Annotated in this window: 20 protein-coding genes and 1 tRNA gene; 9 read left to right on the forward strand and 12 right to left on the reverse strand. The window is 69.7% G+C overall.

Annotated features, from left to right (window positions below; translation table 11 throughout):
* From RT051_RS08115 to RT051_RS08125, 3 genes are all read left to right on the forward strand, one after another.
* Positions 1–823 (forward strand): branched-chain amino acid ABC transporter substrate-binding protein (locus RT051_RS08115; RefSeq protein ID WP_313074797.1); only part of this gene is annotated, 823 nt, incomplete at its 5' end.
* 273 nt (positions 824–1,096) lie between these two features.
* Positions 1,097–2,908, forward strand: coding sequence for a DEAD/DEAH box helicase (locus RT051_RS08120; RefSeq protein ID WP_313074800.1), 1,812 nt, complete (start codon positions 1,097–1,099; stop codon positions 2,906–2,908).
* Between the two features lie 117 nt (positions 2,909–3,025).
* A complete protein-coding gene (locus RT051_RS08125; RefSeq protein WP_313074802.1) occupies positions 3,026–4,489 on the forward strand; it encodes a sensor domain-containing diguanylate cyclase in 1,464 nt (487 codons plus the stop codon).
* 1 nt (position 4,490) lies between these two features.
* Here the strand turns inward: RT051_RS08125 and RT051_RS08130 are convergent, their stop codons facing one another.
* The 5 genes from RT051_RS08130 to RT051_RS08150 form a co-directional block, all read right to left on the reverse strand.
* On the reverse strand, positions 4,491–5,720 hold the full coding sequence (locus tag RT051_RS08130) for a multidrug effflux MFS transporter (protein WP_409520577.1): 1,230 nt from the start codon (positions 5,718–5,720) through the stop codon (positions 4,491–4,493).
* Between the two features lie 184 nt (positions 5,721–5,904).
* Positions 5,905–6,381 carry a copper chaperone PCu(A)C gene (locus tag RT051_RS08135; RefSeq protein WP_313074805.1) on the reverse strand — a complete coding sequence of 159 codons (477 nt, stop codon included), beginning with the start codon at positions 6,379–6,381 and terminating at the stop codon, positions 5,905–5,907.
* A gap of 85 nt (positions 6,382–6,466) precedes the next feature.
* Positions 6,467–6,829 (reverse strand): DUF2946 family protein, encoded by a 363-nt coding sequence (locus tag RT051_RS08140; RefSeq protein ID WP_313074807.1) that lies wholly within the window; start codon positions 6,827–6,829, stop codon positions 6,467–6,469.
* 84 nt (positions 6,830–6,913) lie between these two features.
* Positions 6,914–6,989, reverse strand: a tRNA-Lys gene (locus RT051_RS08145).
* A gap of 85 nt (positions 6,990–7,074) precedes the next feature.
* Entirely contained in the window at positions 7,075–8,052 is a 978-nt protein-coding gene (locus RT051_RS08150; protein WP_313074809.1) for a GMP reductase, read from the reverse strand.
* Between the two features lie 200 nt (positions 8,053–8,252).
* Between RT051_RS08150 and RT051_RS08155 the strand changes: the two genes are divergently transcribed.
* Entirely contained in the window at positions 8,253–10,694 is a 2,442-nt protein-coding gene (locus tag RT051_RS08155) for a UvrD-helicase domain-containing protein (RefSeq protein ID WP_313074813.1), read from the forward strand.
* A 7-nt stretch (positions 10,695–10,701) separates the two neighbouring features.
* Here RT051_RS08155 and RT051_RS08160 read toward each other — a convergent pair whose 3' ends face one another.
* From RT051_RS08160 to RT051_RS08175, 4 genes are all read right to left on the reverse strand, one after another.
* Positions 10,702–11,508: a BPSS1780 family membrane protein gene (locus tag RT051_RS08160; RefSeq protein ID WP_313074816.1), complete on the reverse strand. Its 807-nt coding sequence runs from the start codon at positions 11,506–11,508 to the stop codon at positions 10,702–10,704.
* 49 nt (positions 11,509–11,557) lie between these two features.
* Positions 11,558–12,529 carry a homoserine kinase gene (locus RT051_RS08165; RefSeq protein ID WP_313074819.1) on the reverse strand — a complete coding sequence of 324 codons (972 nt, stop codon included), beginning with the start codon at positions 12,527–12,529 and terminating at the stop codon, positions 11,558–11,560.
* Between the two features lie 98 nt (positions 12,530–12,627).
* A complete protein-coding gene (locus RT051_RS08170) occupies positions 12,628–13,017 on the reverse strand; it encodes a hypothetical protein (RefSeq protein WP_313074822.1) in 390 nt (129 codons plus the stop codon).
* Positions 13,018–13,062: 45 nt separating this feature from the next.
* Positions 13,063–14,262, reverse strand: a complete 1,200-nt coding sequence (locus tag RT051_RS08175) for a serine hydrolase (protein ID WP_313074824.1) — start codon at positions 14,260–14,262, stop codon at positions 13,063–13,065.
* A 98-nt stretch (positions 14,263–14,360) separates the two neighbouring features.
* On the opposite strand from RT051_RS08175, the gene polA reads away from it, so the two are divergent.
* The 4 genes from polA (at position 14,361) to RT051_RS08195 (ending at position 19,114) form a co-directional block, all read left to right on the forward strand.
* A complete protein-coding gene (gene polA, locus RT051_RS08180; RefSeq protein ID WP_313074825.1) occupies positions 14,361–17,135 on the forward strand; it encodes a DNA polymerase I in 2,775 nt (924 codons plus the stop codon).
* Positions 17,136–17,948 carry an HAD-IA family hydrolase gene (locus tag RT051_RS08185; protein ID WP_313074828.1) on the forward strand — a complete coding sequence of 271 codons (813 nt, stop codon included), beginning with the start codon at positions 17,136–17,138 and terminating at the stop codon, positions 17,946–17,948.
* A gap of 84 nt (positions 17,949–18,032) precedes the next feature.
* On the forward strand, positions 18,033–18,905 hold the full coding sequence (locus tag RT051_RS08190) for a DUF2189 domain-containing protein (protein WP_313074831.1): 873 nt from the start codon (positions 18,033–18,035) through the stop codon (positions 18,903–18,905).
* On the forward strand, positions 18,902–19,114 hold the full coding sequence (locus RT051_RS08195; protein ID WP_313074833.1) for a DUF2788 domain-containing protein: 213 nt from the start codon (positions 18,902–18,904) through the stop codon (positions 19,112–19,114). Before RT051_RS08190 ends, RT051_RS08195 begins: the two co-directional genes overlap by 4 nt.
* Positions 19,115–19,121: 7 nt before the next feature.
* On the opposite strand, the gene RT051_RS08200 is transcribed toward RT051_RS08195, so the two are convergent.
* From RT051_RS08200 to RT051_RS08210, 3 genes are read right to left on the reverse strand one after another with little or no spacing between them, the layout of a single operon-like run.
* Positions 19,122–21,437, reverse strand: a complete 2,316-nt coding sequence (locus RT051_RS08200; protein ID WP_313074836.1) for a xanthine dehydrogenase family protein molybdopterin-binding subunit — start codon at positions 21,435–21,437, stop codon at positions 19,122–19,124.
* Positions 21,434–22,498 (reverse strand): xanthine dehydrogenase family protein subunit M, encoded by a 1,065-nt coding sequence (locus RT051_RS08205; protein ID WP_313074838.1) that lies wholly within the window; start codon positions 22,496–22,498, stop codon positions 21,434–21,436. Before RT051_RS08205 ends, RT051_RS08200 begins: the two co-directional genes overlap by 4 nt.
* Positions 22,495–23,073 carry a 2Fe-2S iron-sulfur cluster-binding protein gene (locus tag RT051_RS08210; protein WP_313074841.1) on the reverse strand — a complete coding sequence of 193 codons (579 nt, stop codon included), beginning with the start codon at positions 23,071–23,073 and terminating at the stop codon, positions 22,495–22,497. The genes RT051_RS08205 and RT051_RS08210 overlap by 4 nt, the downstream gene beginning before the upstream one ends.
* A gap of 258 nt (positions 23,074–23,331) precedes the next feature.
* Here RT051_RS08210 and RT051_RS08215 point away from each other — a divergent pair, with 258 nt between their 5' ends.
* A complete protein-coding gene (locus RT051_RS08215; RefSeq protein ID WP_313074844.1) occupies positions 23,332–24,156 on the forward strand; it encodes a ZIP family metal transporter in 825 nt (274 codons plus the stop codon).
* The last annotated feature ends 192 nt before the right edge of the window (positions 24,157–24,348 follow it).

Genomic DNA, 24,348 nt, shown 5'->3' on the forward strand with positions numbered 1-24,348 from the left:
GCCGTACTGCTCGGGCGTGACCATTCCCGCCTCGCGCGAGTACGACAAGGCCGGCATCATGGTCTCCACCGTGGGCACCAACCCCAAGATCACCCAGGCCGGCTACAAGAACCTGTTTCGCATCGTCGCCAGCGACGTGCAGGCCGGCGCCAACATGGCCGCCTATGCCGCCAAGGACCTGAAGGCCAAGAAGGTCGCCGTGATCGACGACCGCACCGCCTTCGGCCAAGGCCTGGCGGACGAGTTCGCCAAGGAGGCGCAAAAGCTGGGCATGACCGTGGTGGGCCGCGAGTTCACGACCGACAAGGCCACCGACTTCATGGCCATCCTCACCAACATCAAGGCCAAGCAGCCCGAGGCCATCTTCTACGGCGGCTATGCCCCCCAGGCCGCGCCCATGGCGCGCCAGATCAAGCAGCTGGGCATCCCTGTCCGCCTGCTGGGCGGCGACACCCTGTGCAGCCCCGAGATGCCCAAGCTCGGCGGCGACGCAGTCGATGGCGTGGTGTACTGCGCCTACGCCGGCATGCTGATGGACACCGACCCGGGCGCCAAGGCCTTCCAGGACAAGTTCAAGAAGCGCTACAACCAGGCGCCTGATGTCTATGGCCCGTTCTACTACGACCAGGTCATGAACATCGGCCAGGCCATGGAAAAGACCGGCTCCACCGACCCGGCCAAGGTGGGCGCTTACATGCACCAGAACACCTACAAGGGCGTGATGGGCGAGTACGCCTACGACGACAAGGGCAACCGCGTCAAAGCCCCAGTGGTGGTCATGACGTTCGAGGGCGGCAAGGCCAAGCCCCTGGCCAGCTATTGAGTGACCGATAGCCCTGCAGCCTGCAAGGGCTGCGGGAAAACCCGAACCATGCGATAATGCGCGGCTGGCATCACCGAGCGGTGGTGCCACTTTTTGCGCATCTCCCTTCACTCACGGGCCTTGCACTCGGTCGCTTACGCAGCGCAGTGCAGCAACAATTGCCCGCCCAGGCCGTCCGCTACGGCCCTGGTTTCGTTTGATGGTTGATGTCTTGTAACCATCGACGAGGCCCCCCGCAGGTAGCGCCTGCGGCGCCCGTTTCCTGAGAAAACCATGACCGACCGCTTGCAAGAGCAGGGCCACGCTGCGCCTGCCGATACCTCTTTGCCGCTGAACAGCCAGGACGTCCCGGCCACGGCAACCCCCGAAACCACGCTGCCCGAGGGCTTCACCCGCCTGGGCCTGGCGCCAGAGCTGGTGCGTGCCGTGCACGACCTGGGCTATACCCAGCCCACCGCCGTGCAGGACAAGGCCATTCCGCTGGCCATGGGCGCCGGCGATGAAACCGGCCGCTGCATCGACCTGATGGTCTCCAGCCAGACCGGCAGCGGCAAGACCGCGGCCTTCCTGCTACCAGTGTTGCACACGCTGCTCCAGCAGCAGGCCGAGGCCGACGCCGCCGAACGCGCAGCGCACGAGCAGGCTGCTGCCGAAGCCGCCGCGCGCGGCGAGCCCGCGCCCAAGCGCCCGCGCCGCAAGAGCCCGATGAACCCGCGCGCCTTTAAGGCCGCCACGCCCGGTGCCCTGGTGCTGTGCCCGACGCGTGAGCTGGCCCAGCAGGTGGCGCACGACGCCATCGAGCTGGTCAAGCACTGCAAGGGCCTGCGCATCGCCAATGTGGTGGGTGGCATGCCTTACCAGCTGCAGATCGCCAAGCTGCAGAACGCCAACCTGGTGGTGGCCACGCCTGGCCGCCTGCTGGACCTGCAGCGCTCGCAGCAGATCAAGCTCGACCAGGTGCAGTTCCTTGTCGTGGACGAGGCCGACCGCATGCTCGACCTGGGCTTCGCCGATGACCTGGCCGAAATCAACCAGCTCACGGCGGCGCGCAAGCAGACCATGATGTTTTCGGCCACGTTTGCCCCGCGCATCCAGCAGCTGGCCATGCGCGTCATGCACGATGGCGGCGCCAGCGTGCACAAGGTGCAGATCGACACCCCGCAGGAAAAGCACGCCAACATCAAGCAGATGCTGTACTGGGCCGACAACGCCCAGCACAAGAGGAAGATGCTCGACCACTGGCTGCGCGACACCAGCATCGACCAGGCCATCGTCTTCGCCAGCACGCAGATCGAGTGCGACGGCTTGGCCAATGACCTGCAGCAGGAAGGCTTTTCCGCCGTTGCACTGCATGGAGCCCTGAGCCAGGGCCTGCGCAATCGCCGCCTGATGGCGCTGCGCAATGGCCAGGTGCAGATCCTGGTGGCGACCGACGTGGCCGCGCGCGGCATTGACGTGCCCACCATCACCCACGTCTTCAACTTCGGCCTGCCCATGAAGGCCGAGGATTACACGCACCGCATCGGCCGTACCGGCCGCGCCGGGCGCGACGGCCTGGCCGTGACGTTTGCCGAGTTCCGCGACCGCCGCAAGATCTTCGACATCGAAGGCTATAGCCGCCAGCCCTTCAAGGCCGAGGTGATCGCCGGCCTGGAGCCCACGCAGCGCTTCCCGCAGGGCGGCCGCCCGGACTTCGGCGGCGGCCGTGGTGGGCGCGGCGAGCGCTTCGGTCGCGGTGGCGAGCGCTTCGAGCGCAGCGGTGGCGGCGGCGACCGGGGTGGCTACGGCCGCCGGCCTGACGATCGCGTCGGCGACCGCAACGGCCCCCGCCAGGGTTTTGACGAGCGCGCTTCGCGCGGCCCGGCCCGCGAGGGTTACGGCGGCGGGCCCAGTGCCGGCGTCCCGCGCCGCGATGGTGAAGGCTATGGCCGCAAGAACGGCTTCGGTGACGGCGCCCCGCGCGGTGCTGCCCCGGCCGGTCGGCGCGGCGACCATGCCGGGCACGGCCGCCCCGCCTTTGGCGGCAAGCCGGCAGGGGGGCGCCCCTTCGTGCCCCATGAGGGCCGCGCCCGCACGGGACGCTAAGCCCCCCTGCCTCCGGCATGAAAGCCAGGCCAGCTCCTGCGTTCGCGCAGGAGCTGGCCTTTTTCATTCCCCCTTTTTGCAGGGCGGGGCGGATAATTCGCGCCGCCGGAGTGCCCCATGACCCACATTTCCCCCCTGCCCAACATCGATGAGTCCATGTTCGACCTGGCGCCCGTGTCGCTCTGGCTCGAGGACTACAGCGCAGTGCGCACCCTGTTCGAGCGCTGGCGCGCCGAGGGGGTGGACGACGTGGTGGCGCACCTGCGCAGCCAGCCGCAGTGCATGGCCGAGTACGGCGCCAGCATCCGCGTGCTAAAGGTGAACCGGCGCACGCTGGAGCTCTTCTCCGCGCCCGACCTGCAGGCGCTGCAGGCGGCTCTGGCCCAGGTCTTCAAGGGCGACATGCACGAGCATGCCCTGCCCGAGGTGGAGCAGCTGTGGAGCGGCGCCAACGCATTCACCAACCAGACGGTGAACTACGCCCTGGACGGGCGGCGCCTGGACGTGCACATCCGGGGCCGCGTGCTGCCCGGGCATGAGGAGCGCTGGGACCGCGTGCTGGTGTCCCTGGAGGACAACACCGCCGAGCTGCAGGCGCAGCGGCGCCTGCGCGAGAGCGAGAACCGGGCGCGCGCCCTGTTCGAGCACTCGCCCGTGTCGCTGTGGGTGGAAGACTTCAGCCAGATCCGCCATCTGCTCGGGGAGGTGCGTGCGCAGGGCATCAGTGACCTGCGCACCTTTCTGAAAGTCCATCCCGAATTCGTCGAGCGCTGCATGCGCGAGATCCGGGTGCTGGACGTAAACCGGCTCACGCTGCAGCTCTTCGGCGCGGGCAGCAAGGAAGAGCTGCTGTCGCTCACCCACAAGGTCTTTCGCGGCGAGATGCGCGAATCCTTCGCCGAGCAGCTGCTGGACCTGTGGGAAGGCAGGCTCTTTCAGCAGCGCGAGGTGGTCAACTACAACCTTGGCGGCGACGCGTTGCACATCCACATGCAGTTCGCCGTGCTGCAGGGGCACGAGAACGACTGGAGCCGGGTGCTGCTCTCGTTGGTGGACATCACGGCGCGCAAGAAGGCCGAGGCCTATCTCGAATACCTGGGCAAGCACGACGTGCTGACCAGCCTGCGCAACCGCGCCTTCTTCGTCGAGGAGCTCAACCGCCTGGCGCGCAAGGGGCCCTGGCCGGTGGGTGTGCTGGCCATCGACCTGAACGGCCTCAAGGCCCTGAACGACGAAGAGGGCCACGCGGCCGGCGACGCCATGCTGCGCCGCGCCGGCGAGGTGCTGGCCAAGGCCGTGGACGAGCCCGCCTGCGCAGCGCGCACGGGGGGCGACGAGTTCTGCATCCTGCTGCCTGGCGGGGACGAGCGCAGCGCCCGGGCCATGATCGAGCGCCTGCTGACGCTGCAGGAGCTGAACAACCAGTTCTATCCCGGCCAAGCGCTCAGCCTGTCCATCGGCATGGCCGTGGCAGCATCGGGCGAACTGCTGGAGGCGGCCGTGCACCAGGCCGACCAGGCCATGTACGCCCGCAAGAACCAGTACTACGCCGAGCAGGGTCTGGAGCGGCGCGCGTCCTGACTCAGCCCTGCACGGAGCGTCCGATCTCCGGCCAGCGGCGGTGCAGATAGACCCAGGACCCCAGGCCGACGCACATCATCAGCAGCGAGGCCAGCGCCAGCCACTGCGTGGAGTGCATGACCAGGGGCGCGACCACGCCCGCCACCAGGCCGTTGGCGGTGGAGCCGACGAAGGCCTGCAGCGAGGACGCCATACCGCGGCGATGCGGAACCAGGTCCAGCACCAGCAGCGTCACCACCGGCACCATCAGCGCCCAGCCGAAGGAGAAGACGGCGATCGGCAGCATGGCCCAGAAGGGGGGCGGCGTGAACAGCAGGTTCTGTGCCAGGTTCAGCAGTGCCATGGCCAGCATGATGACGAAGCCGTGGCGGATCTGGCGCTTCGGCGCAACGCGCCCGGCCAGCCGACCGCTGGCCCAGGCGCCGCCCATGATGCCCAGGATGTTCAGCAGGAAGAACCAGTAGAACTCGGTGGGCGCCAGGTGCAGGTGCTCGCCCAGGAAGGCCGGAGCCGAGAGCACGTACAGGAACATGCCGTTGAACGGCACGCCGCTGGCCAGCGCCAGCAGCACGAAGCGCGGGCTGGTGATCAGCTCGAGATAGCCCTGCAGCAGGTGGGCCATGCGCAGCGGCTGGCGCTGCGCCGGCGGCAGTGTCTCGGGCAGCAGCCGCCAGTTGGCCAGCCACAGGAAGACACCCACGGCGGTGAGGAACCAGAAGACGCTGTGCCAGTTCAGGTGGGCCGACAGCCAGCCTCCGACCATGGGCGCGATGGCTGGCGCCACGCCGAAGAAAATGGTCACCTGGCTCATGACCTGCTGGGCCTGCGCGGGCGGGTAGATGTCGCGGATGACCGCGCGCGACACGACGATGCCCGCCCCCGCCGACAGGCCCTGCAACGCGCGGAAGGCGATGAGCTGCTCGACGCTTTGCGCCAGCGCGCAGCCGGCCGAGGCCAGCGTGAAGATGGCCAGGCCCCACAGCACCACGGGCCGGCGTCCGAAGCCGTCGGACAGCGAGCCGTGGAACAGCGTCATGAAGGCAAAGCCGAAGAGATAGGCCGACAGGGTCTGCTGCATCTCCACCGGCGTGGCCTGCAGCGAGCGCGCAATGGCGCCGAAGGCCGGCAGGTAGGTGTCGATGGAAAACGGCCCCACCATGCCCAGCAGCGCCAGCAGCACGGCCAGTGCCCAGCGGGGGCCGCGCCAGAGATTGGGGGCGTCAGGGTGCATGGTGGTTCGGTGTCGAAGATGGGGCGCGGGGCGAAGCGGGGCGCAAGGGGTGCAGCCCCGCCGCCGGGTCGGGAATTATCGGCCGGCGCCTGTTTGCATGCGCCGGCCGATGCTGTTTTCACCGCGTTTTTAATAGCATCCTCTCCTTTACAGGCAAGGGTTTGAGCTATCTTTCAGCTGAAAATCAGTGGCTTGCCCCGTGGCGGCCCTGGCCTGAAGATCTGCCCAGCGCGCGTACCGGGGCCTGGACCTGCAGCGTCTGCCGCTGTCCGCCCGGGCCTTCGAACACCAGCGTCAGCGGCACGCTGGCGCCTGCCGCCACAGGCTGCCGCAGGTCCATCAGCATGATGTGGTAGCCACCGGGCTTGAGCTCCACCGCCTGTCCGGCGGGCAGCTCCAGCGCCGCGATGGCGCGCATCCGCATCACATCGCCTTCGAGCCGCATCTCATGGACCTCGGCCACACCGGCGACCGGGCTGGTCACCGAGACCAGGCGCGCATCCTGCGCGGAGGTCAGGCGCATGAAGGCGCCGGTGGCCTGTTGCTGTGGCACGGCGGCACGCACCCAGGCGTCGTGGACGCTGACCTGCGCCTGCGCGGCGCTGGCCAGCAGCAGGGCGCCGGCGGCGGCGAGATGGTGAAGAACGGAAAAAGTCCGCATGAAAAACTCCCTGAAATGATCACTGCAATGGAAAACGCCGGCCGCTCCTGGCTCAGGAGCAGCCGCTGCGCGGAAGGGGAAGGATTCAGCAGGGAGGCGCGCGCGGTGGAAACGGCGCCCGGCTCAGCGCCGGGACGTGGCTGGTGCGCGGCACGGCGACCGCCGCGTAGCCGGGAGCGGCATGGGGTAACGCCGCCATGGGCAGGGCCGGGCCGCCGAGCATGGGCGGCAGGCACAGGACGCATTCCAGCCCGTGTTCCTGCCCGCCCGGCAATGCCTCGTTGCCCCCGGCGGCCACCCAGCGCACCTCGCCCGCGGCGCTGCACAGCTGCTCCAGCGGCAGTGCGCGCACCAGCGGCGCGGCCGACGCCACGCCCAGCGCCAGCGCAAAGCACGCCAGCAGCAGGCGGGCCAGGGCGGGGGTGCGGCGGGGCAGGGTGAAAGTCATGGGCGAGGCCATTATCGGCAGGCCCGGCCGAAGGCATGAAAAAAGCCGGAAGCTGCATTGCAGCTTCCGGCTTTTCAGATGGGTTGGTGGGCCCTGTAGGATTCGAACCTACGACCAACGGATTAAGAGTCCGCTGCTCTACCAACTGAGCTAAGAGCCCCTTCCTTTTCAGGAACCCGCTGCTGTGCAGCGAAGTCCGCGATTATGCATGAATTTCTGCCCCGTCAACGCATGACGGGAAAAATTTACATGAGCAGGTGCTCGCCCGCGTTGTCGCCGCCCAGGATCACGTAGTTGACCTTGCGGATGTCCATGAGCCTGGTGCCGCCCGAGTAGCTGATGGAGCTTTGCACGTCCTGCTCCATCTCGATCAGCGTGTCGGCCAGTTTGCCCTTGATGGGCTCCAGGATGCGCTTGCCCTCGACGTGGCGGTACTCGCCCTTGTTGAAGTCCGAGGCCGAGCCGTAGTACTCCTTGAAGCGCTCGCCGCCTTCCTCCACCGTCTCGCCTGGCGACTCTTCATGGCCGGCGAACAGCGAGCCGACCATGACCATGGTGGCGCCGAAGCGGATGCTCTTGGCGATGTCGCCGTGGCTCCTGATACCGCCGTCGGCAATGATGGGTTTGGTCGCCACGCGGGCGCACCACTTCACAGCCGACAGCTGCCAGCCGCCCGTGCCGAAGCCGGTTTTCAGCTTGGTGATGCAGACCTTGCCCGGGCCGATGCCGATCTTGGTCGCGTCCGCGCCCCAGTTCTCCAGGTCGATCACGGCCTCGGGCGTGCCGACGTTGCCGGCGATCACGAAGGCGCGCGGCAGCTTGGCCTTCAAATAGCCGATCATCTCTTTCACGGTGTCGGCATGGCCATGGGCAATGTCGATAGTGATGTATTCGGGACACAGACCCTCGGCGACGAAGCGGTCCACCATCTCGTAGTCAGGTTGCTTCACGCCCAGCGAGATCGAGGCAAAGCACCCTTTGGCCTGCATGTCGCGCACGAACTGCACGTTGTCCAGGTCGAAGCGGTGCATGACGTAGAAGTAGTCGTTCTGCGCCAGCCAGGTGCAGATTTTTTCGTCCACCACGGTTTTCATGTTGGACGGCACCACCGGCAGCTTGAAGCGGCGCCCGCCCAGCTCCACGCTGGCGTCGCATTCGGAGCGGCTTTGCACGCGGCACTTGCGCGGCAGCAGCAAAATGTTGTCGTAGTCGAAGATTTCCATGAGGTACCAAGTTCCGTTGAAGGTCGCGCGGCGCGAAGGACGCCAGCGGGCGAGGGCGCTTGGCCTGGGCTCCGGTCATCTGCCCGTGCGCGGGATGGCGCGGGCAAAAAAAACCGGGCACAAGAAAACTTGGGCCCGGTGCTTGATTGTACCGGCCCCGGGCAAACCCGGATATGCGGGGCCTTTCTACAATCGCTGCCATGCCCCCTCATGACCTCACCGCCGGCGCTGCAGCGCCTTTTGGCGCTGGCGCGGCCCCTGCTCCGCCGCTGTTGCAACACCTCAACCCCGAGCAACTGGCCGCCGTCACGCTGCCCGCCGGCCATGCGCTGATCCTGGCGGGCGCCGGCTCAGGCAAGACGCGTGTGCTCACCACGCGCATCGCCTGGCTCTTGCAGACCGGCCAGGCCTCGCCCGGCGGCATCCTGGCCGTCACCTTCACCAACAAGGCTGCCAAGGAGATGGTGGCGCGCCTGTCGGCCATGCTGCCCATTAACGTGCGCGGCATGTGGATCGGCACCTTCCACGGCCTGTGCAACCGCCTGCTGCGCGCGCACCACAAGCTGGCCGGGCTGCCTGGCACCTTCCAGATCCTGGACACGCAGGACCAGCTCTCGGCCGTCAAGCGCCTGTGCAAGCAGCATGGGGTGGACGAGGAGCGCTTCCCGCCCAAGCAGCTGGTGTGGTTCATCGCCGGCTGCAAGGAAGAGGGCCTGCGTCCGCAGGACGTGCCGGTGCGCGACCCGGATACGCAAAGGAAAGTGGAGATCTACCAGCTGTACGAGCAGCAATGCCAGCGCGAGGGCGTGGTGGATTTTGGCGAGCTCATGCTGCGTTCGTACGAGCTTTTGCGCGACAACGATGCCGTGCGCGCGCACTACCAGCGGCGCTTCTCGCACATCCTGGTCGACGAGTTCCAGGACACCAACCGGCTGCAGTACGCCTGGCTCAAGCAGCTGGCGGGCGATATGGAGGGTGGGCGGCTGGCCACGCACGGCAGCGTGATCGCCGTGGGCGACGACGACCAGAGCATCTATGCCTTCCGCGGCGCGCGCGTAGGCAACATGCAGGACTTCGTGCGCGAGTTCGGCGTCCAGCAGACCATCAAGCTGGAGGAGAACTACCGCAGCTACAGCAACATTCTCGATTGCGCCAATGCCCTGATCAGCCACAACCAGGGCCGCCTGGGCAAGAACCTGCGCACCCAGCAGGGGCCGGGCGAGCCGGTGCGCATCCATGAGGCGCCCTCGGACCTGGCCGAGGCGCAGTGGATGGTCGAGGAGATCAGAAGCCTGGCGAAGAGCGGCGAGATGGAGCGCCGCGAGATCGCTGTGCTGTATCGCAGCAACGCGCAAAGCCGGGTCATCGAGTCGCAGCTGTTCAACGCCGGCGTGCCGTATCGCGTCTATGGCGGCCTGCGCTTTTTCGAGCGCGCGGAAATCAAGCACGCGCTGGCCTATCTGCGCCTTTTGGAGAACCCGCACGACGACACGAGCTTTTTGCGCGTGGTGAACTTTCCGCCGCGCGGCATCGGCGCGCGCACGCTGGAGCAGCTGCAGGACGCGGCGCGCGAGGCCGGCTGCTCGCTGCACGATGCGGTGAGCACCATGACGGGCCGCGCCGGCGCCAACCTGGGCGCCTTCGTCGCGCGCATCGATGTGCTGCGCGAGAGCACGCAGGGCGCCAACCTGCGCGGCATCATCGGCCAGATGCTCGAAGCCAGCGGCCTCATCGAGCACTACAGGAGCGACAAGGACGGTGCGGACCGGCTGGAGAACCTGGACGAACTCGTCAACGCCGCCGAGAGCTTTGTGACGCAGGAGGGGTTTGGCCGCGACGCGGTGGCACTGCCGCTCGACGAACAGCGCGGCGCGCCGCCGCTCACACAAAGCCCGGCCAGCCAGGGCGTCGACGCCGGCCTGCCGATGGCCGAACCGGGCGCGCTGATCGACCAGATGACCGACCAGGACACGGGCGAGACGCTCTCGCCGCTGGCCGCCTTTCTCACGCACGCCGCGCTGGAGGCCGGCGACAACCAGGCCCAGGCCGGCCAGGACGCCGTGCAGCTCATGACCGTGCACGCCAGCAAGGGCCTGGAGTTCGACTGCGTGTTCATCGGCGGGCTGGAGGAGGGCCTGTTCCCGCACGAGAACGCCATGAGCGACCACCAGGGCCTGGAGGAAGAGCGCCGCCTGATGTACGTGGCCATCACGCGCGCGAGAAAGCGCCTGTACATCAGCCACTCGCAGACGCGCCTGCTGCACGGGCAGACGCGCTACAACGTCAGGAGCCGTTTCTTCGACGAGCTGCCCGAGGGCGCTCTCAAGTGGCTCACGCCCCGGCAAGCGGGCTTTGGCTCGTTTGCTCCTGGATTCGGAGCGCAGGGTCGTTACGGGGACAGGGGTTACGGCGGTTTTGGCGCGAAATCGGAAACCTTCGCCAGCCCGCCCGTGCCGCCGCGCCGGGAAGAGCCCGGCCACGGCCTGCGCGTGGGCATGAGCGTCTTCCACAACAAGTTCGGCGAAGGCCGGGTGCTGGCCATCGAAGGCGGCGGCGACGATGCGCGCGCGCAGATCAGCTTTCCGCGCCACGGCACCAAGTGGCTGGCGCTGGCGGTGGCCAAGCTGACGGTGGTGGAGTGAGGAGGGCCTAGTCCTGGGCCGCCGGTGCCTGGGGCGCCTGCGGCGCCTCGAAGCTGTCGCGGAAGGTGAACACCACCGAGGTGAAGAACATCGCGGCCAGCATCATGGCCGTGCCGACCATGACGCCGCCGGCAAACCCCATGCCCAGCCCCAGGCCCGACAGCAGTGCGACGACCAGGCTGACCACCATGCCGGCGATGACGAACACGCCCAGCCAGGCCAGCGCATAGACGGTGAGCGCGCCCAGGTTGCGCAGGCAGGCGACGAGGCTGAAGAACAGCGCCTTGACCGGCGGCACGCCATGCCAGTGCACCAGCGCCGGCGCGTGCCAGAACAGCAGCGACAGCGGCAGGTACAGCAGCATCGATACCCACATGGCCGCCTGGAAGCTGCCCGACTCGGCCGCCTCGCGCGTCATGGGCTGGCCGCCCATGTAGATGCTGGCGAACTGGCCGCCGTCGATGGCCGCCGTCAGGCCCATGATCAGCAGAAAGCCCCCGGCGTACAGCGCCCCCAGGGTCAGCATGGCGTTCAGGCGCTCGCGGCCGGTGCGAAACGCCACCAGCAGCAGTGCCGGGGTGGGCATGCGGCCCTGGCTGGCCTCGGCCGCCGCCACCATCATGGCCAGCGTGGCAGAGGGCAGCAGCGCCAGCGCGATGGCCGGCCCCACCAGCGGCAGCGCCGTGGCCAGCGACATGGCCGCCATGCACAGGAAGAACAGGGCCGCCAGCGCCATGGGCTGGCGCCAGAACACGCGCAGCCCCAGGCGTGTCCACTCCAGGCCCGTGCGTGCGGGGACGATGTGCAGTTTCATGAAACTCCAGAAAGGGCGCCGCCCGGGGCGGCCCGGCCAGGCGGTGAATTTACCCCAGCGCGCCGGCGCTGGACTTTTGCACGGATTGCTCCACGCGCTCGCGCAGCACGCGCTCGAAGTGCGTAGGGTCGTGCGGCTTGAGCAGGCTGGCCTGGCGCGGCAGGTGCCAGTCCCACAGGCGCGAGATCCAGAAGCGCAGGGCGCCGGCGCGCAGCAGGTCGGGCAGCAGCGCACGCTCGGCGGCGGTGAGCGGGCGCACCTGCTGGTAGGCCGCCAGCAGCGCGTCCGCGCGCGCCGCGTCGGGGCGGCCGTTGGGCAGGTCGATGCACCAGTCGTTCAGGCACACCGCCAGGTCGAACAGCCAGGTGTCCACCCCCGCGAAATAGAAGTCGAAGATGCCGGTGAGCGTCTCGCCCTCGAACAGGGCGTTGTCGCGAAACAGGTCGGCGTGCACCGGCCCGCGCGGCAGCTCGGCGTAGGCGGGCAGGGCGGCCACGCGGTTCTGGTGCGCGAGTTCGGCGCGCAGCAAGCTGGCCTCGGCCTCGCTCAGGTGGGGCAGGACGGTGGGGGCGGTCTCGTTCCACCAGGGCAGGCCGCGCAGGTTGGGCTGGCTGCGGCCATAGCCACGCCCGGCCAGGTGCATGCGCGCCAGCATGGCGCCCACGGCGGCGCAGTGCACGGGGCCGGGGGCCAGCTGGCTCTTGCCCGTCAGGCGCGTGGCCAGCGCCGCGGGCTTGCCGGCCACCGTGTGCAGCAGCTCGCCCCCCGGGTCGGCCTGGGGCGCGGGCACGGGGATGCCGGCATCCGCCAGATGCTTCATCAGGTGCAGGTAGAAGGGCAGCTGCGCGTGCGTCAGGCGCTCGAACAGCGTGAGCACGAAGCGCCCGCCGTCACAGGTCAGAAAGTAGTTGGTGTTCTCGATGCCGCCCTCGATGCCGGCAAGCTCGTGCAGCTCGCCCAGGTGCAGGCGGCGCAGCAGCTCGCGCGCCTCCTCGGTGGAGACTTCGGTGAAGACGGCCATCGGTCGGAAGAAAAAAGAGGGGGTGGTCGCCGTGACGGGGGAAGAAAGCAGCCGGGCTGGTGCCGCAGCCTGTGGCGGCCGGGCCGGGCCGGGTCAGCTCAGAAGCGGCCGAGGTTCCACACGCGCGGGGCGGTGATGGTGTCGGAGGTGTCCAGGTTGCCGGGCCGCGCGCGGGCGCCATCGTTGGCGCGCACTTCGTAGGCCGGCAGGGCGGGGCCGGCCTTGGGCTGCACGGTGATGGACTGCGTCTGCCCGCCGATGCGCAGCTCGTCGACGCGGCTGCCGCCGTCCTCCACCACGATGCGCTGCACGCGCTGGTTGCGCCGCCCGTCCAGGGGTTCTTGCTCCTGATTTGATAGCTGAACCTCGGCGCCAGCATTGGGGGAAGTGGCGTTTTGGCCGGCATTCTGTGCCAGGGCCGGAGCGGCGGTCAGCGCCAGCAGCAGGGGCAGGGCGGTGACAAGGGAGAGGGGGGCAAGGGCGCGCATGGGCGCGATTGTAGGCGGCCGGGGCGGGCCCGGCCGCCGTGCCGCTCAGCGCCCGGCCTCGGCGTCCACGGCCTGCTGCACGGCGCGGTAGAAGTCCTCGCGCGCCTGCAGGGCCACCGGGTCGCGCGCGCCGCCGGCCCAGTTGGCGTTGGAGACGATCACCAGCCGGCGCGTCGGGTCGATGAAGATGCCCTGGCCGAAGATGCCGCGCGCGGAAAAGCTGCCGTCGTCATAGGTCCACCACTGGTAGCCGTAGCCGCGCCCGTCCTGGCCGATGTCGGCCTGCTTGCGCGTGGCCTCCTGCAGCCAGCCGGCGGGCAGGATGCTCTCGCCGCTGGTCTGCGCGCCCTCCAGGATGAACTGCCCGAAGCGCACGTAGTCGCGCGGCGCCGCCTGGATGCAGCAGCCGCTGATCTCCAGGCCCGTCTTGCTGAGGATCCAGGTGCCGCGCTGCTCCATGCCGGCGGGGTGCCAGACCTTCTCCTCCAGGTACTGCGCAAGCGTCTTGCCGGTGGCGCGGTTGACCAGCACGCCCACCAGGTTGGTCTCGCCAGTGCTGTAGTTCCAGCGCTCGCCGGCCGGGGCGGCGCGCGGCAGGCGGCGCATGTAGCTCACCAGCGCATCCACGCCTTCCTCGGGCTGGTGGTTGTTGAAGCGCGCCACGTCCGATTGCGGGTCGCCGTAGTCCTCGTTCCAGGCCACGCCCGAGGTCATGGTCAGCAGCTGGCGCACGCTCACGTCGTCGTAGGCCGAGCCGCGCATTTCGGGGATGTAGTCGCTCAGCCGGTCGTCCATGCTCTTGATGAAGCCGTCCTTGAGCGCCGCGCCCACCAGGGTCGAGGTGAAGGACTTGGCCACCGAAAAACTCGTCCAGCGCCCCTCGGCGTCAAAGTCCAGGCCGTAGCGCTCCAGCCGCAGCTGGCCACCGTGCAGCACTAGCAGCGCCGCGCTGCGCTGGGCTTGCATGTAGGCGTCCACGTCCAGTGGCAACTGCAGCGGGGCGCCGATGGGCAGCGGGCGCGCGGCGGCGCCGGGGTGCATCACGTGCCAGCGCGCCAGCACTGGCAGGCGGTCCATGGCGCGAAAGGCCGCGTCGCGCTGCGACTGGCTCCAGAACAGCAGGTCGCGGTTGGTGGGCAGGGCGCGCAGCAGCCCGCGCGTCTCCTTGTCCAGGCTGAGCCAGGCCACGCCGGCGGCCACGGCCAGCACGGCCACCGTGGCCAGGGCGATCTTGCGCAATTTCATGGTCTGCTCTCCTGCATTGTTATTGGCGGCGCGCTGCAGCGGCCATTGTGCCGGCAGCTTTGCCCGCACGAGGCGGCGCGCTGTGCAAAATGCCAGGCATGAGCCAAGCCCCCCAAACCCTGCTGCTGGTGGACGGTTCCAGCTACCTGTACCGTGCCTACCACGCCATGCCCGACCTGCGTGCCGTGCCGGGCGACCCGGCCAGCCCCGCCACCGGCGCCATCCGCGGCATGGTCAACATGCTGAACGCGCTGCGCAGCGAAGTGCCTGCCGCCTATGCCGCCTGCGTGTTCGACGCCAGCGGCCCCACCTTCCGCGACGCCCTCTACCCCGACTACAAGGCCAACCGCGCCGCCATGCCCGAGGACCTGCGCGCGCAGGTCGTGCCCATCCACGAGGTGGTGCGCCTGTTGGGCTGGCCGGTGCTGTGCATCGAGGGGGTGGAGGCCGACGACGTCATCGGCACGCTGGCGGTGCAGGCGGCCCGCCAGGGCCTGCGCGTCATCATCGCCAGCGGCGACAAGGACCTGTCGCAGCTGGTCGATGAGCGCATCACCGTCATCGACACCATGAGCGGCAAGCGCCGCGATGTGGCCGGGGTGACGGCCGAGTTCGGCGTGCCGCCGTCGCTGATGGTGGACTTCCAGACGCTGGTGGGCGACGCCGTGGACAACGTGCCCGGCGTGCCCAAGGTGGGCCCCAAGACGGCCGCCAAATGGCTGAACGAGCACGGCTCGCTGGACGCGCTGATCGCGCAGGCGCACACCATCAAGGGCGTGGCGGGCGAGAACCTGCGCGGCGCGCTGGACTGGCTGCCGCGGGGCCGCGAGCTGGTCACCATCAAGACCGACTGCGACCTGGCGCAGCAGCTGCCGGGGTTTCCGGAAGCTATGAAATCCATAGCGCAAGGCCCAGAGCAGACGCCGGCTTTGCGCGATTTTTATGAAAAATACGGCTTTCGCACGCTGGCGCGGGCATTGCAGACGGTGCCGGACGGCGGCAGCGGGGCCAAGGCTGCGGCGCAGACCAGCGAAGGCGCCACCGAGGTCGCCGAAGCCGCGCAGCAGCGCGAGGTGCGGTACGAGACGATCCTGACCTGGGAGCAGCTCGATGCCTGGCTGGCGCGCCTGCGGGCCGCGCCGCTGGTCGCGCTCGATACCGAGACCACCTCGCTCGACGAGCTGCGTGCGCGCCTGGTGGGCCTGAGCTTCAGCGTCGAGCCCGGCAGCGCCGCCTACGTGCCGCTCGCGCACGACGGCCCGGACGCACCCGAGCAGCTGCCCCTCGATGACGTGCTGGCGCGCCTCAAGCCCTGGCTGGAGGATGCCCACGCGCACAAGCTGGGCCAGCACATCAAGTACGACCGGCACGTGCTGGCCAACCACGGCATCGACGTGCGCGGCTACGTGCACGACACCATGCTGCAAAGCTATGTGCTGGAGGTGCACAAACCGCACAACCTGACCAGCCTTGCCGAGCGACACACCGGGCGCACCGGGCTGTCCTACGAGGACCTGTGCGGCAAGGGCGCCAAGCAGATCCCGTTCTCGCAGGTGCCCGTCGAGCAGGCCGCGGCCTATGCCTGCGAGGACTCGGACCAGACGCTGGATGTGCACCGCGTGCTGTGGCCGCAGCTCGAAGCCCACGAGCAGCTGCGCGCCATCTATGAGCTGGAGATCGCCTGCAGCGAGACGCTGTTTCGCATCGAGAGGAACGGCGTGCTGATCGACGCCGGCCTGCTGGCCGCGCAAAGCCGCGACCTGGGCCAGCGCATCGTGGCGCTGGAGTCCAAGGCCTACGAGATCGCCGGCCAGCCCTTCAACCTGGGCAGTCCGAAGCAGCTGGGCGAGATCTTCTTCGACAAGCTGGGCATGCCGGTCATCAAGAAGACCGCCACCGGCGCGCGCTCGACCGACGAGGAGGTGCTGGAAAAGCTCGCCGAGGACTATCCGCTGCCGGCCACGCTGCTGGAGCACCGGTCCTTGTGCAAGCTCAAGGGCACCTACACCGACAAGCTGGGCCAGCTGGCCGACCCGCGCACCGGCCGCGTGCACACGCACTACGCGCAGGCCGTGGCGGTGACGGGGCGGCTGTCGAGCAACGAGCCCAACCTGCAGAACATCCCCATCCGCACGGCGGAAGGCCGGCGCATCCGCGAGGCCTTCGTCGCGCCCGCGGGCCGGCTGATCGCCAGCGCCGATTACAGCCAGATCGAGCTGCGCATCATGGCCCACATCAGCGGCGACGCGGCGCTCCTGTCCGCCTTCACCGAGGGGCTGGACGTGCACCGCGCCACCGCCGCCGAGGTCTTCGGCGTGGCGCTGGACCAGGTCACCAGCGAACAGCGCCGCTATGCCAAGACCATCAACTTCGGGCTGATCTACGGCATGAGCAGCTTCGGCCTGGCCAAGTCGCTCGCCATCAGCACGTCGGCGGCGAAGAACTACATCGACCGGTATTTCGAGCGCTACCCCGGCGTCAAACGCTACATGGACAACACCCGGCTCGAAGCCAAGGAGCGCGGCTACGTGCAGACCGTCTTCGGCCGGCGCCTGTATCTGCCCGAGATCAATTCACCCAACGGCCCGCGCAGGAGCGGCGCCGAGCGCGCCGCCATCAACGCCCCCATGCAGGGCACGGCCGCCGACCTGATCAAGATGGCCATGGTGGCCGTGCAGCAGGAGCTCGATCGCGAGAAACCCGAGATCCTGATGGTCATGCAGGTGCACGACGAACTGGTGTTCGAGCTGCCCGAGGCCCAGGCCGACTGGGTGCGCACCGAGGTGCCGCGCATCATGGCCGGCGTGGCCGAGCTCAAGGTGCCGCTCCTGGCAGAGGTGGGGCTGGGGGCGAACTGGGAGGAGGCGCATTGAATGGGCGCACCTGCCGGGCCGGCCCCGTCCCTCGACCTCACCCGCATCCGCGCCATCACCCTCGACCTGGACGACACGCTCTGGCCGATCTGGCCGACCATCGCGCGCGCCGAGGCGCAGCTGCAGGCCTGGCTGGCGGTGCACGCGCCGGCGGCGCATGGGCTGGCGCAGCAGCGCGATGTGGTGCGCCGCATCCGCGCCGAGGTGCAGGCCGAGCATGCGGGCCTGGCGCACGACCTGAGCGCGCTGCGCCGCGAGGCCATTCGCCGCACGCTGGTACTGGCGGGTGAGGACCCGGCCCTGGCAGGCGAGGCGTTCGAGGTTTTTCTGGCGGCGCGCCAGCAGGTGGAACTGTTCGACGACGCGCTGCCGGCGCTGGAGCGGCTGGGCCGCCGCTATCCGCTGGTGGCGCTGACCAACGGCAACGCCGATGTGCGGCGCGTGGGCCTGGGGCGCTTCTTCCGCGCTGCCGTGAGCGCGTGCGAGGCGGGCGTCGCCAAGCCCGATGCGCGCATCTTCCAGCTCGGCGCCGGTGCAGCCGGCGTGCCGGCGGCGCAGGTGCTACACGTGGGCGACGACGCGCTGCTGGACGCCCAGGGCGCGCTGGACGCGGGCATGCAGGCCGTCTGGCTGCGCCGGCCCGCAGCGCTGGCGCCGCCCGGGCAGCGCCCCGGCGCCGCGCACGATGGCCATCGCCCCGGAACAGGCCCTGTCGCCCAGGGTGTCGGCCCTGCCGGCGTGCCCCCGGCAGAGCCCGCCTGTGCAGTGGTGCCAGACCTGCACGCGCTGTGCCGGTTGCTGGGGCTGGCCTAAACTTGGTCGCGGTGGCGCCTGCCGCCCGCTTCACTCCTGGAATCCCGGGTCCCCCGTCCGCCTGACCGATCACCGCGCGAAACCATGCCACGTCCCACCCCTCTCCTGCCCCAGGTGCGCACCGTGCCTGTCACGCAACCGCTGGTCTGGCTGGCACGCGGCTGGCGTGACCTGCGCCGCATCGGCTGGCTGAGCCTGGCCCATGGCCTGGCGCTGGCGCTGGCGGGCCTGGCGATTGCCGCCGTGGCGCGCGACCGCTTCTGGCTGCTGGTGGGGGCGCTATCGGGCTTTTTGGTGGTCGCACCGGTGCTGGCCACCAGCTTCTATGTGCTCAGCCGCGCGCTGGAGCGTGGCGAGCCGGCCGACTCGGGCGCGGTGCTGCGCACCTGGCTGTTCTGGCAGAGCAGCCACCGCGGCGAGAAGATGGGCACCGACTACTGGTGCCTGGTGCGGTTCGGCCTGCTCCTGGCGCTGGCCGGCACGGGCTGGGTGCTGACCTCGGCGGCGCTCATCACGCTGCTGGCGCCGGCCCCGGTGCAGCAGCCGGCCGATTTCGTGCAGCACGTGGTGCTGGCGCCCGACAGCAGCCTGTTCGCGCTGTGGCTGGGCCTGGGCAGCCTGCTGGCCGCGCCCATCTTCGCCTCCAGCGTCGTGGCGATTCCGCTGCTGCTGGACCGGCGCGCCACGCTGTGGCAGGCGGTGCTGACCAGCTGGCAGGCCGTGCTGGCCAACCCGCTGCCCCTGGCGCTGTGGGCGGCGCTCCTGCTGGCGCTCACGCTCCTGGGCCTGGGCCCGCTGCTGCTGGGTCTGGTGGTGGTGATGCCGGTGCTGGGCCATGCCAGCTGGCACGCTTATCGCGACCTGGTGGACGCCGCCGGCCTGCCGCTGCGCGAGCCCGCCACGCCGCCCGCGCCCGCAACGCCGGGCGCTCCCGCTTCCAATGGAATGGCATCGTGATCTTTGGTTTTACCGAGGCGCAGATTTCCGGGTTCTTCCTGACCTACGGCATCGGCGCCTTCATCGTCTTCATGCTCTTCATCATCGGCCACCTGGCCTGGGAGTCCAAGGCCGGGCGCTTCGGCGCCTTCGTGCTGTTCCTGGGCCTGGGCGTGGGCTTCACCGGGTTCCTGGCCAAGATCGTGATCCAGTGGTGGCTGGAGCGCTAGTCACCCGCTATTTTTCCGGGAACGACTGCGCCGGCGCGTCCTGCATGACCTTGTCGGGCGTCATGGGCGTGCTGCGCAGGCGCCGGCCGGTGGCGTGCCAGATGGCGTTGGCCACGGCCGCCGCCACGCCCACGATGCCGATCTCGCCCACGCCCTTGGCGCCGATGCGGCTGACCACCGTGTCCTCCTCCTGCACGAAGATGACGTCGATGTCGGGCACATCGGCATTGGCCGCCACGTGGTATTCGGCGTAGTTGTGGTTCATGAAGCGGCCCAGTGCGTGGTCGGTGTGCGTCTCCTCGTGCAGGGCCTGGCTGATGCCCCAGACCACCCCGCCCGTGATCTGGCTGCGTGCCGTCCGGGCGCTGATGATGCGCCCGGCGTCGATGGCGCTGACCACGCGCGTGACGCGCACCGTGCCCAGCTCCTCGTCCACGCAGACCTCGCAGAAGATGGCCGAGTGCGTGGCGCGGATGTATTTTTTCTGCTTGAGCACATTGGGCAGCAGCAGATAGCTGGCCTCGACCTGGCTGCGGCCGGCGCGCGCCAGCAGCTCCGGGTAGGGCAGGGCGTGCGCCGGGTCGCTCGACAGGCGCAACGCGCCGCCCGAGAACTCCACGTCGCTGAAGTTCACGCGCTCGAAGCCCGCGCCCTTGATGCGCTGGGCCAGCGCCCACAGGATGCGCTGCAGGTTCTCGCAGGCCCCGGCCACGGCCGAGCCCACGGTAGCCATGTGCGATGAGCCGCCCTCGATGGGAGCGACGGGCAGTTCGGAGTCGCCCAGCTCGAACACCACCTGCTCCAGCGGCAGGCCCATGGCGTCGGCGGCGACCAGGCCCATGGAGGTGTAGGTGCCGGTGCCGATGTCGCTGGCGGCGCTGCCCACCACCAGCCGGCCGTCGGCGTGCAGCACGGCGCGGGCGCGGGCGAACATCTGCATGGCGTCCCAGGTGCCGGTGGCCATGCCCCAGCCGACCAGCTCACGCCCACGGCGCATGGAGCGCGGCGCCAGCGGCCGCCCGCTCCAGCCAAAGCGCGCCGCCGCCTGCTCGTAGCAGGCGCGCAGCTGCTTGGTCGAGTAGGGCAGGCCCTTGGAGGCGTCGTGCTCGGTGTAGTTTTTCAGGCGCAGGGCCAGCGGGTCCATGGCCAGGGCCTCGGCCAGCTCGTCCATGGCGATCTCCAGCGCATACACGCCGTGCGCGGCGCCCGGTGCGCGCATGTCGATGGGCGTGTACTGGTCCAGCGGCACCAGTTCGTATTCCAGCCGCACGTTGTCGCAGCGGTAGAGCTGGCCCGACCAGTTGACCACCACCTCCACGTAGTCCTCGAAGCGCGAGGTCTCGGCGATGGCCTCGTGCACCACGGCGCGCAGCTGGCCGTCCCGGTCGGCGGCCAGCCGCACGCGCTGCCAGGTCTCGGGCCGGTGCCCGAAGGTGAACATCTGCTGGCGCGTGAGCACCACGCGCACCGAGCGCTCGAGCTTGAGCGCGGCCATGGTGGCCAGGATCAGGTTGTATTGCGGGCGCAGGCCCGAGCCGAAGGCGCCGCCCACGAAGGGATTGCGCACGGTGACGCGCTCCTTGGGCAGGCCGAAGACGTGCGAGACCATCCAGCGGCAGTTCTGCGCGCCCTGGCTCTTGTCGTAGATGGTCAGGTGCCCGTCCTCGCCCCACAGGACGGTGGAGGCGTGCATCTCCATGGGGTTGTGGTGCTCCACCCCGCTGTAGAAGTGCGCGTCCACCTTGACGGGTGCAGCGGCGAAGGCAGCGTCGGCGTTGCCGCGCGGCTTTGGCGGAGGCGAGTAGCCTGCCTTGAGCCGGCTGGGCCGGTGCGCGCGCGCCATGTGGGCCATCAAATTGGTCTCGTGCGGCGCCTCCTCGTAGTCGATGTTCACCAGGCGCGAGGCCAGGCGCGCGGCCTCGAACGTCTCGGCCACGACCAGCGCCACGGGCTGGCCGCTGTAGAGCACCTGGTCGTCGTGCAGCGGCTTGAACGGCGAGCCGCCCGGGGCCGTCATGTCCTTGTAGAACAGGCCCGAGGAGCGCATCTTCGGGCGGTTCTCGTGGGTGATGACGTCCAGTACGCCGGGCACGGCCAGGGCCCTGGAGGCGTCGATGCGCCGGATGCGCCCGCAGGCGATGGTGCTGTTGACGGCCACGCCATGGGCCAGGCCGGGCGCGGCGTACTCGGCCGAATACAGCGCCTGGCCGGTCACCTTCAAGCGCCCGTCCACGCGCGCCACGGAGGCGCCCAGGCGCACCGTGCCCGTGCCGGGTTCGGCCAGGGGCTGCTGGCTGGCGGGTTGTGCGGTGGCTGCGCTCATGGGGCCTGCTCCTCGTCGTCGAACCGGGATGCGCCCAGCTCGCCGGTGTTGGTCAATTCGCCGTGCTGCGCCATCTGCAGCGCACGCACGATGGCGCGGCGCGCCAGCGGGATCTTGAAGCCGTTGTACCCGGGCCCCTGGGGACTGCCCCAGGCCCGGGCCGGCGCCAGCAGCTGCTCGGCCGCCCGAGCGAAAAGCTCCGCCTCGGGGGCCTGGCCCTCCAGCAGCGCCTCCACGCGCAGGTCGCGCCAGGGCTTGTGCGCTACCCCGCCCAGCGCCAGGCGCACGTGGCGCATCTGTCCCTGTCCGTCGAGTTCGAAGGCCGCCGCCACCGACACCAGGGCAAAGGCGTAGGAGGCGCGCTCGCGCACCTTCAGGTAGCTGGCGTGCCGGGCGTAGCCGCGCGGCGGCAGCTCGATGTGGGTGATGAGTTCGTCCGGCTCCAGCGTGGTGTCGCGCTCGGGCTGCTCGCCCGGCAGGCGGTGGAACTCGGCAAAGGCGATGGCGCGCTCGCCGCGCGGCGAGCGCACGTGCACGGTGGCCTCCAGCGCCGCCAGCGCCACGCACATGTCCGAGGGGTGGGTGGCAATGCAGTGCTCGCTTGCGCCCAGGATGGCCAGCTGGCGCGCCAGCCCGTGGCTGGCCGGGCAGCCGCTGCCCGGCGCGCGCTTGTTGCAGGGCACGCCCACGTCGTAGAAGTAATAGCAGCGCGTGCGCTGCAGCAGGTTGCCGCCGTTGGTTGCCATGTTGCGCAGCTGCGGCGAGGCGCCAGCCAGGATGGCCGCCGACAGCAGCGGATAGCGCTCCCGCACCAGCGGGTGTTTGGCCGTGTCGGCGTTGCGCGCCAGCGCGCCCAGGCGCAGGCCGCCGCCGGGCAGCTCCTCGATGGCGGCCAGCGGCAGGCGGCTGATGTCCACCAGCCGGGCCGGCCGCATCACGTCTTCCTTCATCAGGTCGAGCAGGTTGGTGCCTCCGGCGATGAAGCGCGCGCCCGGCTCGCCCGCCAGGGCCGACAGCGCCGCCTGCGGCTCGGCGGCGGCGATGTAGTCAAAAGGTCTCATGGTGCCTCCCTGCGCTGGCCTGGCGCGGCGCCTCGGCCGTCCTGCAGCGCCACCTCGGCCACGGCGCGCACGATCTGCGGGTAGGCGCCGCAGCGGCACAGGTTGCCGCTCATGCGCTCGCGGATGTCGCCCTCGTGGCGCAGCCCGCCCTCGTTCATGAGGCCCACGGCCGAGCACAGCTGCCCGGGCGTGCAGTAGCCGCACTGGAAGGCATCGTGCGCCATGAAGGCCTGCTGCAGCGGGTGCAGGCCGTCGCCCGTGGCGCCCGCCAGCGCCGCCAAGCCCTCGACGGTGGTGATGTCTGCGCCGTCGTGCATCACCGCCAGAGCCAGGCAGGAGTTGATGCGCCGGCCATCGACCAGCACGGTGCAGGCGCCGCACTGGCCGTGGTCGCAGCCCTTCTTGGTGCCGGTCAGGTGCAGGCGCTCGCGCAGCAGGTCCAGCAGGCTCACCCAGCTTTGCGTCTCGATGCGGTGCTCGGTGCCATTGATGCGCAGGCGCACCGTGTGCGTGGAAGGGGCGCGCGGCGCGTCATGCGCGGCCGGGGGCGGCTGCTCGGTGGTGCTGGGGTGCATGGGCTTCCTTCGGCAGGGGGTCTGCGAAGTATTGGGGGCGCGGGCGCCCGGCCTGTAGGACGGCTGCCCCACCCACCGTCGGCGCCAGGCACGGGCATGGCCGCGCAGGCACGGGTTTTTGTGCACAATCCGCCCCCTGCGACAAAGACGATGGCGCCCCGGCTGCCGGACCGGATTCCAAAAAATGGAAAAAAACCGGGAAACACGGCGCCACGCAAAGAGTTGCAGCTATTAAAAGAAGAGTAAAAGAAGAGTTCGATGACATTGGCGGCAATCCTCCTGGCCACGCTGGCTGCGGGCATCGGCAGCGTCTGGCTGGCCGAGGTGCTGTTGCGCCTGGGCCTGGGCGCCGGACGGGTGGGGCCGCAGCACCTGCTGAGCCTGGCCGCCGGCGCGCTGCTGGCCACGGCCTTCATGCACCTGCTGCCCGAGGCGTTCGAGGGCGGCGTGGACGCGCAGCCGCTGTTCGCCACGCTGCTGGTAGGCCTGGTGTTTTTCTTTCTGCTGGAAAAAGCCGAGCTGTGGCACCACGGGCACGAGCATGGCCTGCCGGGGATGCACGGCGGGCACGGCCACGCCGGCCATGACCATGGCGGGCACTCTCACCACCACCACGGCCAGTCCGCCGGGGGCGGCTGGACCCTGCTGACCGGCGACAGCGTGCACTGCTTCGGCGACGGCGTGCTGATCGCCTCGGCCTTCGTGGCCGACCTGCGCCTGGGGCTGGTGGCGGCGCTGTCGGTGCTGGCGCACGAGGTGCCGCACCACGTGGGCGACCTGGTCGTGCTGCGCCAGCGCGGCGCGGCGCGCAATGCGGCGCTGATCAAGGTGTCGCTGGCCGGCGCGGTCTCGGCGCTGGGCGGGCTGGCGGGCTACTTCATCGTGGACCGCTGGCAGGGCGCGCTGCCCTACTTCCTCACCGTTGCCTCCAGCAGCTTCATCTACGTGGCCCTGGCCGACCTGATTCCGCAGCTGCAGCGGCGCCTGCCGGCGGCGCAGGCGTTGGGCCAAGTGGCGTGGCTGGGGGCGGGCATCGCAGCGGTGACGCTGGCGAGCGTGCTGGCCCACGGCTTCGGGCACTGAGCGGCCCTGCCGGCCGCGCCAGGCTGCAGAACACCCCGGCGATCCACGCCACGGCCACGATGGCCGCCAGCACCGTGAGCCAGCGGCCCAGCCGCTCCTGGTCATCTAGCAGACTCTTTCAAGGCGTGACCAAGCCCATGCCGGCGCACTGTCAACCTGGCCGGGGGCAGGCCCGGATCCAGCCCCCTCGGG

Source organism: Melaminivora sp. (assembly GCF_032059615.1).
GTDB lineage: Bacteria > Pseudomonadota > Gammaproteobacteria > Burkholderiales > Burkholderiaceae_C > Melaminivora.

Excerpts from the sequence above, each read along its gene's own strand:
- RT051_RS08125 (WP_313074802.1), top strand. The coding sequence starts at position 3,026 with ATGACCCACATTTCCCCCCTGCCCAACATCGATGAGTCCATGTTCGAC.
- RT051_RS08165 (WP_313074819.1), bottom strand. The coding sequence starts at position 12,529 with ATGGCCGTCTTCACCGAAGTCTCCACCGAGGAGGCGCGCGAGCTGCTG.
- RT051_RS08190 (WP_313074831.1), top strand. The coding sequence starts at position 18,033 with ATGCCACGTCCCACCCCTCTCCTGCCCCAGGTGCGCACCGTGCCTGTC.
- polA (WP_313074825.1), top strand. The coding sequence starts at position 14,361 with ATGAGCCAAGCCCCCCAAACCCTGCTGCTGGTGGACGGTTCCAGCTAC.
- RT051_RS08210 (WP_313074841.1), bottom strand. The coding sequence starts at position 23,073 with ATGCACCCCAGCACCACCGAGCAGCCGCCCCCGGCCGCGCATGACGCG.
- RT051_RS08185 (WP_313074828.1), top strand. The coding sequence starts at position 17,136 with ATGGGCGCACCTGCCGGGCCGGCCCCGTCCCTCGACCTCACCCGCATC.
- RT051_RS08160 (WP_313074816.1), bottom strand. The coding sequence starts at position 11,508 with ATGAAACTGCACATCGTCCCCGCACGCACGGGCCTGGAGTGGACACGC.
- RT051_RS08135 (WP_313074805.1), bottom strand. The coding sequence starts at position 6,381 with ATGCGGACTTTTTCCGTTCTTCACCATCTCGCCGCCGCCGGCGCCCTG.
- RT051_RS08120 (WP_313074800.1), top strand. The coding sequence starts at position 1,097 with ATGACCGACCGCTTGCAAGAGCAGGGCCACGCTGCGCCTGCCGATACC.
- RT051_RS08200 (WP_313074836.1), bottom strand. The coding sequence starts at position 21,437 with ATGAGCGCAGCCACCGCACAACCCGCCAGCCAGCAGCCCCTGGCCGAA.
- RT051_RS08215 (WP_313074844.1), top strand. The coding sequence starts at position 23,332 with ATGACATTGGCGGCAATCCTCCTGGCCACGCTGGCTGCGGGCATCGGC.
- RT051_RS08175 (WP_313074824.1), bottom strand. The coding sequence starts at position 14,262 with ATGAAATTGCGCAAGATCGCCCTGGCCACGGTGGCCGTGCTGGCCGTG.
- RT051_RS08140 (WP_313074807.1), bottom strand. The coding sequence starts at position 6,829 with ATGACTTTCACCCTGCCCCGCCGCACCCCCGCCCTGGCCCGCCTGCTG.
- RT051_RS08170 (WP_313074822.1), bottom strand. The coding sequence starts at position 13,017 with ATGCGCGCCCTTGCCCCCCTCTCCCTTGTCACCGCCCTGCCCCTGCTG.
- RT051_RS08130 (WP_409520577.1), bottom strand. The coding sequence starts at position 5,720 with ATGCACCCTGACGCCCCCAATCTCTGGCGCGGCCCCCGCTGGGCACTG.
- RT051_RS08150 (WP_313074809.1), bottom strand. The coding sequence starts at position 8,052 with ATGGAAATCTTCGACTACGACAACATTTTGCTGCTGCCGCGCAAGTGC.
- RT051_RS08155 (WP_313074813.1), top strand. The coding sequence starts at position 8,253 with ATGCCCCCTCATGACCTCACCGCCGGCGCTGCAGCGCCTTTTGGCGCT.
- RT051_RS08205 (WP_313074838.1), bottom strand. The coding sequence starts at position 22,498 with ATGAGACCTTTTGACTACATCGCCGCCGCCGAGCCGCAGGCGGCGCTG.